Annotated in this window: 11 protein-coding genes; 3 read left to right on the top strand and 8 right to left on the bottom strand. The window is 62.9% G+C overall.

The features are described from left to right. Position 1 precedes the first annotated feature (1 nt). Positions 2-427 (top strand): FeoA family protein, encoded by a 426-nt coding sequence (locus tag IPK17_RS16680; RefSeq protein ID WP_343418821.1) that lies wholly within the window; start codon positions 2-4, stop codon positions 425-427. A gap of 28 nt (positions 428-455) precedes the next feature. Here the strand turns inward: IPK17_RS16680 and IPK17_RS16675 are convergent, their stop codons facing one another. The 7 genes from IPK17_RS16675 to IPK17_RS16645 all read right to left on the bottom strand — a co-directional run bounded on the left by IPK17_RS16675 (position 456) and on the right by IPK17_RS16645 (position 8,554). After that, entirely contained in the window at positions 456-1,454 is a 999-nt protein-coding gene (locus IPK17_RS16675) for a D-2-hydroxyacid dehydrogenase family protein (RefSeq protein ID WP_343418820.1), read from the bottom strand. Positions 1,455-1,460: 6 nt separating this feature from the next. Then, positions 1,461-2,549, bottom strand: a complete 1,089-nt coding sequence (locus tag IPK17_RS16670; RefSeq protein WP_343418819.1) for a serine hydrolase domain-containing protein — start codon at positions 2,547-2,549, stop codon at positions 1,461-1,463. A 322-nt stretch (positions 2,550-2,871) separates the two neighbouring features. After that, on the bottom strand, positions 2,872-3,228 hold the full coding sequence (locus IPK17_RS16665; protein ID WP_343418818.1) for an STAS domain-containing protein: 357 nt from the start codon (positions 3,226-3,228) through the stop codon (positions 2,872-2,874). Further along, complete coding sequence (locus IPK17_RS16660; protein ID WP_343418817.1) at positions 3,225-3,677, bottom strand: ATP-binding protein; 453 nt, start codon at positions 3,675-3,677, stop codon at positions 3,225-3,227. The genes IPK17_RS16665 and IPK17_RS16660 overlap by 4 nt, the downstream gene beginning before the upstream one ends. Before the next feature lie 19 nt (positions 3,678-3,696). Beyond that, the gene (locus tag IPK17_RS16655; protein WP_343418816.1) at positions 3,697-7,146 is read right to left on the bottom strand and encodes a tetratricopeptide repeat protein; all 3,450 of its coding nucleotides are present in this window, start codon (positions 7,144-7,146) and stop codon (positions 3,697-3,699) included. A 20-nt stretch (positions 7,147-7,166) separates the two neighbouring features. After that, a complete protein-coding gene (locus IPK17_RS16650) occupies positions 7,167-8,402 on the bottom strand; it encodes a PP2C family protein-serine/threonine phosphatase (RefSeq protein ID WP_343418815.1) in 1,236 nt (411 codons plus the stop codon). Continuing rightward, complete coding sequence (locus IPK17_RS16645) at positions 8,390-8,554, bottom strand: hypothetical protein (protein ID WP_343418814.1); 165 nt, start codon at positions 8,552-8,554, stop codon at positions 8,390-8,392. Before IPK17_RS16645 ends, IPK17_RS16650 begins: the two co-directional genes overlap by 13 nt. A gap of 161 nt (positions 8,555-8,715) precedes the next feature. Here IPK17_RS16645 and IPK17_RS16640 point away from each other — a divergent pair, with 161 nt between their 5' ends. After that, a complete protein-coding gene (locus IPK17_RS16640; RefSeq protein ID WP_343418813.1) occupies positions 8,716-10,059 on the top strand; it encodes a cytochrome P450 in 1,344 nt (447 codons plus the stop codon). A gap of 241 nt (positions 10,060-10,300) precedes the next feature. On the opposite strand, the gene IPK17_RS16635 is transcribed toward IPK17_RS16640, so the two are convergent. Next, the gene (locus tag IPK17_RS16635; RefSeq protein WP_343418812.1) at positions 10,301-11,368 is read right to left on the bottom strand and encodes an SIS domain-containing protein; all 1,068 of its coding nucleotides are present in this window, start codon (positions 11,366-11,368) and stop codon (positions 10,301-10,303) included. Between the two features lie 269 nt (positions 11,369-11,637). Here IPK17_RS16635 and IPK17_RS16630 point away from each other — a divergent pair, with 269 nt between their 5' ends. Beyond that, the gene (locus IPK17_RS16630; RefSeq protein ID WP_343418811.1) at positions 11,638-12,618 is read left to right on the top strand and encodes a nucleotidyltransferase domain-containing protein; all 981 of its coding nucleotides are present in this window, start codon (positions 11,638-11,640) and stop codon (positions 12,616-12,618) included.

The following is a 12,618-nucleotide window of genomic DNA, read 5'->3' as shown; positions in this document are numbered from 1 at the left end:
GATGACAACCTGTCCCTTATGTGGCTTTGAATTCGACGGCACGGCGCTCTCGTGCCATGCATCCTGTGCGTTCAACGAGCGCTGCGCGGTGATTTGCTGCCCGAACTGCGGTTATCAGATGGTCGACGAGCAGCGCTCGGTGGTGGCGGATCGGCTGCGGCGCTGGTTGGCACGGCGCAATCCGCCCGTTCGTGAGATTGGCGAGGTGTGCGCGCTGACCGAACTGCGTCCGGGGCAAACGGGGCGGGTCATCGAGATCGATGCGGAGAACCCCGTGCGCTCCGAACGGCTGCAGGTGCTCGGTTTTGTCAAAGATGCTGAGGTTTACTTGCTGCAAACCAAGCCGACCTACATTGTGCGGGTCGGGTTCACGGAAGTCTCGGTCGAACAGAGCATCGGCGCGGGGATCAAGGTGCTGGTCGGGTAGAAGCAACCCCACACCGTTTCGCTGGCGCTCAACTTCCCTCGCCGTCCGCGGGTTGGAGGCGGCCTTCGCTGTCCGGTTTTGACCCCCCCGGGTGACGATGTTGGTCGCCGTTCGCATGCCTGACCAACTGCTCGAAGGCCGCCCCAAAATAGGCTTCGTAGCTGTCTTTCTCCACATAGCCGATGTGCGGCGTCGCGACGACATTCTCCATGTGCAGCAGCGGATGATCGACCACGGGCTCGCTCTCGAATACATCGACGGCGGTGTAACCGGGATGTCCCGCTTGCAGTGCCGCGACCAGCGCCCCCGGTGCGATCAGGTCGGCGCGGCTGGTGTTGACGAGCAGCGCGGTTGGCGGCATCGCCAGCAAATCGTCGAGTGTGACGATGCCGCGCGTCTCCGGCACCAGCTTGATATGTAGGCTGAGCACGTCCGCCCGTTCGAACAGTTCACGCTGACTGCTCACGGTGGCGTAGCCGTCCGCCTGCGCCCGCGCTTGTGAGCCTTCCCGTCCCCACACGAGCACGTGCATGCCGAAGGCGCGCCCGTAATTCGCCACCAATTTGCCGATGTTCCCATAGCTGAAGATGCCGAGCGTCCGTCCATGCAGGCCGATGCCAAATTCCCGCTGCCAGCGCCCCGCCTTGAGGTTGGCGACTTCCTGCGGAATGTGGCGCGTCGCGGCCAGCACGAGCGCCCATGTGAGTTCGGCGGTCGAATAAGGCGATCCGCCGCCGACCAGCACCGGGATTTTGTGCTGCGTGCAGGCGGGCACATCGATGTGCGGGATGCCGCGCCCGGTCTGCGCGATGACTTTGAGCTTGGGGAGGCGGTCAAGGAGTGCGCTGGTAATCGCCGTGCGTTCGCGGATGAGCACGAGCGCGTCCGCGTCCTGGAAGCGCTCCGCCAGCGCGTCTACGTCAGTCACGCTGTCGTTGTAAATCGTGACCGTGTGAGCGTTGAGCTGCGCGAAGCAGTCGAGCTGGCGCACGGCGTCCTGATAATCATCGGGGATGACGATGTGCATGCTTGTTCACTCCAGAACTGCGGCGAGCGCGGCTAGCGCTACCGCGTATACGTCCAGATCAGCATTCGCGGATAGCACCATGACGGTGACATCCGCGTCGGGCAGGTAAACGCCGATGCTCACGAAGCCGAGCACCGCGCCAGAGTGTCCCCACGCCGTCCCATAATCGGTTGCCCACTCGGCGAGCCCGAGACTGTAGCCGTCGCCCACATCGTCAGGCTGAAAGTCGAGCAGCGTGGCTAGGGAGTCGGCGTTGAGCAGCGTCCGGTCCGCCAGCAGCGCCCGGTAGAAGGTGGTCAGGTCGCCCACGGTCGAAATCAGCGCGCCGTCGCCCAAGCCCCAGCCATCGTTGATGGCAGTCACGTTGTCGAGATCGCTGTCGCCGAACCAGTCTTCCCAACCGTCAACGAGTGTTCCGCCCGCCGGAGCGTCCTCGAAGAACTGCGTGTAGGTGTCCGCCATCCCGAGCGGATCGAGGATGCGCTCACGTACCAGCGCGTGCAGCGGCTGACTCGTCACCGCTTCCAGAATCAACTGCAGGAGGATGTAATTCGAGTTCGAGTAGTAGTAGTCGGTGTCCGGCTCGAACATGGCGGGCAGATCATAAGCATAGGTGATCGCTTCGGCGGCGGTCCACGGGTGATCTGGTTCGATCTCGACCACCGACCAGAACTCGTCCGTCTCCAGATAGTCGCTGATGCCGCTGCGCATCGCCAATAGCTGGCGCAGCGTGACCTGATCAGCATTCTCGACGTTGGCGACGACCTCGGCGGGCAGATAGGTCGCCGCCGGGTCGTCCAGCGCGATCACGCCGTCTTCGGCCAACAGCAAGGCCACGACCGCGACAAACGTCTTGGACATGCTGCCGATGCGGAAGCGGTCGTTCACGTCCGCGGCGCGGCGGCCATCGGCGCTGCCGCCTGCCGCCGACCACACGCCATCCGGCGTGGTCACCTGGACCACCAGCGCGGGATCGGTTTTGTCAGCGTAAGGGGCAATGACGGTGCTCAGAACGTCCGAGTCCTGCGCGGTCAGCGGCGCGACGCACAGCAGCAGGGTGATCACGAGGCACAGCAGGGTGATGCGTTTGGTCACGTTGGGACTCCGTTGAAGTTCGTGAAACCTCACCCCTGCGCAATCGTCGTTTCTGTCTCCCTCCTGCACTTCCCAGGGGCGGGGCAGTTGTAGGACGAGGCAATGAGGGTGTTAGAAAAGTCAGGATTCCCCTCCCCCAAACCCTCTCCCCCGCGTTGGCCCCTCCCCGAGGGGCCAGGGAGGGGGCCAACAACGCCTACCAAGCCGAATACATCTTCGTAGGGACGCGATTGATCGCGTCCGCTGTGACGGATAGCCCAGGCTGTCCCGACCAAGGACAGGCGTCGCCCATCAGCTCTCGATGAGGAGGCAAGAGACGAAATCATGCTGATTTCAAACTCGCGAGCGCGGCATCTTCGGTATCGAACATGGTGACGTAGCTTGAAAAGCGCACGAGGTCGAAGACCTTTTTGTAGTGCGCGCTCACCCCGGAGACAAGAATTGTCTGCCCGGCCTTTTTCGCCTGCATGACCACAGTGATCAGCACGGAAATGCCCGACGTATTGATGTACGCGGCTTGGCTCAGGTTGAAGAGAATAGTGGTGTAGCCTTCCGCAACTGCGCTGCGATACGCTTCCTTGATCGCGGCGTCGCCATCCGAATTCACGTCGCCTTGCAGTTCGATGATGGCCGCGTGATCGCTGCGCCGGGTGACAACTTGGAGCGTGGCTGGAGTCATGGTGTGTCTTCCTCGGACTGCAAGTGAATCACCATGCGAAACTGATTGCCCGTGCCGAGATCCGGCGGGACAAATTCGGCTTCGTCCACCAGCGACTTGATCACGAACAGCCCGAGCCCGCCCGCGGGCAGCGCCCCATCGATTTGCGCGCCGATGTCCGGCAGCTCAAAATCGGCGGCGGTCGGCGTGCCGTCGCGGCCTTCGTCCGCCACATCGATGGCGAGGCGATCGGCGTGCGCGGTCATCGATACGTAGATGCGCGTCTCACCATCATAATGGTTGCCATGCTCAAAGGCGTTGATGCACGCCTCGGAGACCGCCGTTTCCAGATCGAGAATGCGCTCGGGCGTGAAGCCCATGCGCTGGGCCAGATCACCCGCGCAGCGCATCGCGATCTTCTCGTAGCCGGATTCGCACGGAATTTTCAACTCAATTGTTTTTAAGGCCACTGAAACTGACTCCTGATGCTCACCACGTCCCTGCCTGCCACATACCAGTAAATACCTGACTCTCGTCCAGCCCGATTTGCATGAGGATGCTGACGGCCTGCTCCAGCGCGGTCATCGCGCTGGTTTCGTCGCCGGACTGCATATACGCCTGACCGAGATTATCATAGACGCACGCCAGCCCGTGCAAATTCCCCACCTGCTCGAACAACGCCTGCGCCTGCTGTAAATGGTCGATGGCCTGCGCGAGATTGCCGAGCCGTTGAAACAGCAGTCCGAGGTTGTTGTGAATGCCCGCCAACCCCGCCGGATTTTTCGATGCCTGCCACAGATCGAGACTCTCGGTATAACAGCGCATGGCTTGCGCGTAGTCGTCCTGCTTCCACGCGATCATGCCGAGCGTTTGCAGCGCATACGCCAGATTACGCTGATCGTCCTGCGCTTGCGCCATGCGCAAACCCAACTGCGCGACCGCCTGCGCTTCGGCGAGTTCGCCCTGGCGATAGTGAATCTGGCTGAGACCAAGATACAGCAGGCAGGCTTCTTCCGGTGGGAGTTCGGTCGGCTGTTCCGCGAGTCCCAGTTCGTAACACTGTGTCGCCTCGGTATAGCGCCCCCACTTATGCAGCACCTGACCCTGCTTGCGCTGCAGGCGGATGCGCCACGTAGCGTAATCCGCTCGGGCGAGCACGCGCATCCCGGCGGCATAGGCCGTGTGCGCCGCCTGATATGCGCCCGCCGCCTCGTGGAGATCCCCCAAGCCTTCGTAGAGCGGCGCGATCTCGCTCGGCGGGAAGCGTTCGCCTTCCGCGATCAGCAGCGCGCGCTCGTAATAGCCAATCGCTTCGTGATTGGCGTGCAGCGACAGCATGTAGTGCGCCGACTGGATGCAGTAGTAGATCGCCCGGTCGGCGGTGCCCGCTTTCTCATAGTGATAGGCTAAATCCGGCGCTTTGACGATCATGTTGTCCGCGTGAACGTGCTCAATCGCCGCGCCCGCGCGGGCGTGCAGTTCGCGCAGGCGTTCCTGTAACTGCATCGAATAGGCCGCGTCGCGCAGCAGCGCATGGCGGAAGATGAAATGTGTCTCGCTCTGCGCCACCCAGATCGCTTCGTCGGCGGCCTGCTTGACTTTCTCGCGCACATCGCTTTCGCTGCTCATCTGTTCGAGCACGGGCACATCGAACTCCTGACCGAGCACCGAGGCCACCTGTACAGCGGTGCGCAGCGCGGGGGAGAGACGATCCAGACGGGCAATCAACACGGCGTTGAGGTTGACGGGCATGTCGTCGATGTCGGCGTCGGTCAGCGTCCATTCGCCATTTGCCGAGGTGAGCGCCCCGCGTTCGTGCAAATCCAGCGTGAGTTGTTCGGTGAAGAAGGGGTTGCCGTTGGCCTTGCTCAACAAGTACGCGACGGTGCTGGCGCTCACCTTGCCGTTGAGCAGCGTCGCCGCCAGCGCCGTCACGCCGCCGCGATCCAGTTCGCGGACGGGGAACAGCGTGATGGCGTGCCGATCCGCGACCGTGTGGTCAAGCTCGCGGCTGTCGATGAGCACGGCGAGTGGGTAATTCGCTGCGCTTTCAATCCACAGTTCGAGCACTGTGCGCGAATCGGGGTCGAGCCACTGCGCGTCCTGCACGTGCAGCACCAGCGGCTTGACGAGGCTTTCCGCCTGAAACAGCGTGTTGATCGCCGTGAGCGAGCGCTCAAAGCGCACATGCGGATCGGCGCTTTCAAACGGTGAGTTCGGCCAGTGCAAACCGAGCAGCGCGCCAAGATACCAGCGCGCCTCGTTGAGCGCGGCGATCATCGCCGGATGCTCGCTCAGCCCGCGGATGAGACGGTCGAGGCGGCGCTCGAACAGCTTCTTCTTCAGGATGTCGTTGATGGCGAGGAAGAAGCTGAAATAGTCGTGGAGCACGGGCATGACCGCGTGCAGGGATTCGTGCACGAGTTGATCCGTCGGGAAGCGATACCATGTGATCGCGGCGCCGAGGTGTTCGCGCGCGGCAGTGATGAGATGTGTTTTGCCGATACCGGCTTCGCCATAGACCCAGGTCGCGCCGACTGGCAGACCATCGATGATCGGGGCGATCGCGCCCAAGAGGTGCGCGAGTTCGGCGCTGCGTCCGACCAGCGGGCGCACAGGCTGCACTGTGCCCGGTTCGGCGTAGGCGACGAGACGCGCTACCGGGAGCGGTTCGCTGCGGCCTTTCACCTGAATCGGTGTGAGCGGATCGGTGATGAACTCGGCGGCGACCGCGCGCTGCACCCGGTCGGTGATGAGCACCGTACCTGAGGCGGCGTTGGTCATTAAGCGCGCGGCGAGGTTGACCGCGTCGCCGATGACACTGTACACGCGGCGCGTCTCCCCGCCATAGGCTCCCGTGCGGGCGATGCCCTGCGCGAGGCCGATGCGCACCGAATGGATGTAGCTCAATTCAATGGGCAGCTTGCGCAAATCGAGCGCGGCGGAGGCGGCGCGGACAGCATTGTTCTCGTGCGCGGTGGGCGCACCAAAGGCCGCGTAAAAATGACTGCCTTTATCCGCGGCGGTGACCTGCAGCAGCGTGCCGTCGTAGCCCGTGACAATCGACTGTACCCAGCGCACATAGGCGTCGAGCTTGCGCTCGGCGTCGGGATCGCCGTCGTAGTCGATGCCCGTAAACGCGCAGAAGAGAGCGACGGTCGGGCGCAGTTCGGTGAGCAAGGCGTCTTCGCGCTGAAGCAGCGCGGGAATGATCCACGAACGGATGGCGTTCGCGGTGAGCGCATCGGGCGGAAGTTCCGGCCACGGCGCGGGCTCGGCGGCGCTGGTCAGCGCGCGGATGACAGCGAAGCGGTAGGTGGTGTCCTCGTTTTGCCGCCATTCGGTGACTTCGCACGCTTGGAAGAGCACATTGGCGGTCGCTTCATCGATCACGACTTCACCGCGCGCGGCGTGCCGTTCGCCCTGCGCCATGCGGTTGAGCGTTTCGCCCGCCAGCACGTCGAGGCAGAGCACGCCCGGGTCGCCGACGAGGAAGCGCTGCACTTTGCCCGTCGCCACCGCCACTTTGAGCGAGAGACTCGCGGTTTCGCCGTTGGGCAAGCTCACTTCGGCGAAGGTCTGCATGGCGTCCTGTAAACCGAAGGCGCAAGTGAGCGCCCGCTGCGCCGCCTCGCGCAGCGATCCGTCGCCGCTGGGGAACCAGCAGGTGAGCGCGTCGCCGTTGAAGTTCGTGATCGTACCGCCAAAGCGATCCATCTGGCGGATGAGCGCGTCGTACACGCGGTTGAGCTGGCGCGTGAGTTCTTCCGCGCCGAGCCGTGGGCCGAGCGCCCGTGCGAGCGCTTCGGTCAGCGGGGTGAAGCCGGAAATGTCGGCGAACAGCACTGATCCGGCGGCGCTGGACGGGATCGACATCCCGCGCGCGAGGCTGTGCCGCCGATCAATGGGGAGGAAGCTGAGGAGGGAATTCAACTGCACCGGGTATCCTTCACTGGAAGTCAGGAAGCCGTCGCGTCCGTGACCTGCAGCACGACGATGGTCACATCGTCCTGCTGGCGTTCGCCTTCGACAAACGTCTGCATGTCGTTGAGCGTGGCTGAAACCAACGTGCTGGCGCTCACGTGCTGGCGCGCGTGCTGTTCGACGGTCTTCTGCGTCATCTCGAAGCCGAACATCTCGCGGCGCGGGTTCAGCGCTTCGACCAGACCATCCGTATAGATGAATAGGGCATCGCCCGCCGCGAGCTGAATCTCGCAGGTGGTGTATTCGCAGTCCAGCACGAGGCCGAGCGGCATGCCGAAGTTTTCGAGTTCGGTGGTGCGCGCGTCATGCCACCAGAACGGGTGCGGATGCCCGGCGCTGGCATAGCACAGGGTGCGCGCCTGGGGGTCATATACACCGTAGAACAGGGTGACGAACAACCCACTCGGGATGGTCGCGACGATCACCTCGTTGACTTTGCGCAGCACTTCGGCGGGCGATGGGTTGCGCTCGGCCTCGGCGCGGAGGGCGGCGCGCGTCGCCGACATGACGAGCGCGGAGGGCATGCCTTTCCCCGCGACATCGCATACCACTACGGCGATTTGTTCGCCCTGCGACCGATCAATGTAGAACACATCGTAGAAATCCCCGCTGGCTTCGTAGGCGGGCTGCGAGAAAGCCGCGACATCGAGGCCGTGGACGACAGGAAGTTCTTTGGGCAGCATGGAGACCTGCACTTTGCGCGCGAGGTCGAGTTCGCGGCGCAACCGTTCACCTTCGTTGGATTCCAGTTCGCGCAGGCGCTTCAACTGGCGTAAGTCCTGTTCCCGCAGCACGGAGACGAGCAGAATCAGCAGGGTGACCGCCAGCCCGGAACCCCAGACAAAGCCGAACGTCACGGGTTGGATGCCCTGCACGATGGCCATGAGCGCCATGAGCGCGAGACCGATGAAGGCCGCTTGCACCGTCGAACGTACATCGAGCAGAAGTGCCGCGATCAGCACGGCGACGACATAGGCCGAGGTCAGGCTGACGCTGATGCCCCGGTAGATCAGAATCAACCCGGTCAGGAAGGCAATGATGGCGATCAGGGTGATCCAGGCGCCGATGGTGTAGCGCTGCGTGAGGCTGAACCGGTAGCCGAGCCACGCGCTGAAGGCCGTCGCCGCAATCAATGCCGTGCCGACCGGGCCGAGCGAAATCGCCGGGTCGGGGAAGGCGATCGAGGTGATCAGGCTGATCACGGCGGCCACCCGAGAATCCCCGCGAGGGCGAGCGCGAGGCTGGCCAGTACGCGCGCGGTCCGGCTGTGCTCGGGGTCAGTGATCGATGGGTGGGGATGAGTCAGCCGCAGATACTGCTGGCGCAAGCGAGTCAAACGCGAGACGCGAGTATCGGGTGTCATTCGGCAGCCTGCACATGCATCGGGTTGTCGGATCCTCTACTATGACACGCGCATTATAACTCGAAACGTAAATTTCAATGAGCCGTTAAGCTTGGAATTGCCGATTTTTCGAATAAGATGAGAATATTCCTATCTGCCCGTGCTGGATGAAAGGTGTTTTCGTGCAGTCGATTGCCTCACGTCCCATTCCCCGTGCCAAGTCGCTGCCGTATCTCGGCGTTGCGCTGGACTTGCGCGTTGATCCCCTTCGTCATTTTTTGAACCTATATCACGAACTCGGGCCGATCTTTCAGATCACGCTGCTCGGTCGCCCCATCATCGTCATGGCGGGTCTGGAGGCGAATCGGTTTCTCGCCCGTGACGGTGAGACTTATTTCACCAGTGAGCCGCTGTTTGGCGGACTCGCGCAGGAAATGGGGTCAGATGCGTTCCTCGTGGCGCTGGATGGCCCGGCGCACCGGCATCAGCGCAAGATTCAGCAGCGCGGCTTCTCGCGCGATACCATGCAGAACAATCTTGGCGTGGTCAAGCAGATCACCTATGACTTCGTGCAGACGTGGTCGGTTGGTCAGCGCTTGCCGTTCTTTCCGACGCTCCAGCGTATCGTGACCGATCAGCTCGGGATGCTGACGGGCGGGCGTGTGTGCGGTGACCTGTTTGACGACCTGTGGGCGCTGCTCAATACGAATATGAATGTGCAGGTCTTGAAGACGCATCCGAAGTTCTTCCTCAAGCTGCCTAAGTATGTCCGGTCGAAGCAGCGTGTTTTCGCCTTTGCGCGCGAAGTACTGGAGTGGCATCGCGCCAACCCACCCGTGGATCGCGAACCACGCCTCATTGACGATCTGGTCGCTGGGGTGGACGAAAACGGTCGACCCTATTCCGATGCGATGATTATGTCCGGGATCGCGGGGGCGTATTTCGCGGGGATGGACACGGTGGCCTCCACGCTGAGCTTTATGCTGTATTCAGCGCTCAAAGTGCCGGGACTGCTCGAGCGCCTGCACGCGGAAATCGATGGTGTGTGGGAGAGCGAAGGCGGACTCACCCCAGCGGCGCTGCGCAAGATGGATGTGCTGCACGCGACGGCGCTGGAAACCCTGCGCCTGTATCCGATTGCGCCGTTCACGCCGCGCACGTCGACCAAGGCGTTCGAATTTGAGGGATACACTGTCCCCGCGGGCAGCGAAGTGTATGTCGCCAATGGGATTCCGCATCTGCTGCCGGAATTCTTCCCTGACCCGGAAGTCTTCGACGTGGATCGCTACTCGCGCCCGGATCAGCCGAAGACGCCGCACGCCTTCGCGCCGTTCTCGCTGGGCGCGCACACCTGCCTCGGCGCAGGCGCGGCGGAAGTGCAGATGATGACGCTGATCGCCACGCTGCTGCGCACGGCGCAGCTCGGGCTGGGTCAGCCGAACGAGGTGACGATTTTCGCGAACCCGCTGCCGAACCCCGGACGCGAATTCGCCTTCCGCTTCGATGGTATGCGCAAGCCGCTGTAGCAGCTTCGATCCCACCCCGAATTCAGGGTGGGGTCGAACGCTGCGGACGCAATGAATTGCGTCCCTACACCCAAGAACCATGTCTCGTATTGCGCGATTTATCGCGTCCGCCCTGCTGCTCGGCATCCCTCCGTGGCGGACGCCCAAAGGCCTTCGCCTGCGCCCTCTGGAGAGGTTAGATGGGCGGAATGCATTTGGCCTCTCTCCACCCGGAGAGGAGATTTCAGGGTGAGGTAGTGCTTTACCGCTGCGTGCCGTGATGCAGCTCGCGTTCGACGACTTCGCAGATGGTGTGCCACGCCAGCAGATGCAGCTCCTGAATGCGCGGGGTGATGGCGGCGGGCGCGATGAAGCATACGTCGCTGCAGGCGGGTAGCTGACCGCTCGTGCCGCCGGTAAAGCCGACCGTCGTCGCACCGATGGCGCGGGCATCGGCTAAGCCCTTTAGCACGTTAGGCGAATTGCCACTCGTCGTGATGCCGATGGCGACATCGCCGGGGCGGGCCAGCGCGCGAATCTGCCGCCCGAACACATCCTCGAACGCCCAATCGTTGCCGACCGCCGTCAAAATCGACGTGTCGGTCGTGAGCGCGATCGCCGCGTAGGGCTGGCTTTCCAGCAGGAAGCGCCCGACGAACTCCCCGGCGATATGCTGCGCGTCGGCGGCGCTGCCGCCGTTGCCGAAGAACATCAGCTTGTGGCCGCTCTGCAGCGCCGTGCTCAGGATGCGCGCGACCTGTGCCAGCACGGGCAGCGATTCGGCGAGCAGGCGTTCGTGCGCGGCGAGGCTGTCGCGGAAGATGCTCGCCATGTCGGCCTGCAACTGCGACGTGTCGGGGGCGTCGAGGCTGAGCCAGAAGCTTTCGATCTCTTCGGCGCAGCCGTCGCCACCCCGCGCTTGGAGCACGCGATGCGCGGCGGCACGGGCAGCATGGGTGCCATCGGCGGGCGCGAAGCCGAGCGCGGCGGCGGCGATAGCCGGGGCGTCGCGGTCACTGTCGCCGATGTACCACACGTCCGCCAGCGTCAGGTTATGCCGGGCGACCAGCGCTTTTAGCCCGGCCAACTTGTCCTTCGCAAATTTCGTGACATCGGTCACGTTGAAGCGCGCGGCGATGCGGTCGACGAGTTCCGTCTCCTCGCCCGTCAGAAAGGCAATTGGCAGGCCCGCGCGCGCCATCCGTTTGACGGCATCCAGATCGCGAAAGCTCAACTGCTTCTCTTCTGTGCCCGCCGCCGATACGCCGATGCGGCCGTCAGTCAGCACGCCGTCAATGTCAAAGACCAGCAGTTTGGGTTGCTGGATCATCTGGGGTTTCCTTCCTCTGAGTCAACCCCGCATAGCAGCGGCTGCCGCCGTGACGAGGCGTATGTGGATCACGTTTCGAGTATAACGCATGGCAAAGCCGGTCGATTCGTCCGTAGGCGATCTGCTGCACCGGTTCTCATGCGTTTGGGGGATGCTAGGAGGGACTCTATTCCCTATCTCACTTATCTTAATATGTATAGAATTATATAGGTAAAGTATTCACGTATGTGCTATCTTGTTGAGGTTTCACTGTATTAAAAGGGGGCCGCTTGGAATTCCGGAATCCCGAAGAAGAACTCGTCGTCCTGTGCGCGCAAACCCCGCTCATGGACCCCACGAAGGCGCAAATTCAAACCCTGCTGGAACAGCCGATCAACTGGTCGGCGTGCCACGAATACGCGCAGAGTCAGCACGTCACGCCGCTGTTTTTCCACACGCTGTTCACGTATTGGAAGCGGACGCCGCCCACCCCATTCATCGATGAACTGCGCCAATGGTACCAGAAACACTCCATCCGCAACTTGATGGTTACGGCGGAGATGCTCAAGTTCAAGCAGTTCGGTCTGGAGCTGGACGTGCCGCTGCTGGTCGTACGCGGGCCGGTGCTGGCGCGCTTGACCTATGGCGATGTGCGCCTGCGTCAGTTTGCCAACCTCGACCTGTTCGTCCACGCCGAAGACGTGGATCGCATGCGCGACCTGCTGCTGGAGAACAACTACGATGCCATCACGCCGGCGCCGCCCGCCGAACCGCGCACCGATTGCGCGGTATTCGCCCACCGTTCCCGCCTGTTCAACGTCGAGCTGCACTGGCAGTTGTGGCCGCCGCACTACGACGCGCGCGTGACGCTGGACGGGGCGTGGGATCGGCTGCAATCGGTCGCCTTCACCGAACGCGAGTCTATGTCCACGCTGGCGGGCGGTGATCTGCTGTTGTACCTGTGCGGGCACGGCGCGGTCCATGATTGGTCGCGGCTCTCCTACTTGTGTGACGTGAATCAACTGCTGCTCAGCCGCGTGAGCTTCGACTGGCCGGGTGTTGCCAAGCAGATCAGCCGCGCGCAGGATGGGCGCAGTCTGCTGCTCGGGCTAGCGCTGGTGCGAACAGTGTTTGGCACGACGCTGCCCGCCGAAATCGCCTCGATGTGTGACCGCGATGGTCAGCTCAACAAACGGCTGACCGAGGCGTGGGAACGCATGCGCGAACGAAGCAATCAGCCGGGGACGGCGCGGTCGATCCACAGCAACTAG

Source organism: Candidatus Flexifilum breve (assembly GCF_016713355.1).
This window is presented reverse-complemented; position numbering and strand designations above follow the sequence as displayed.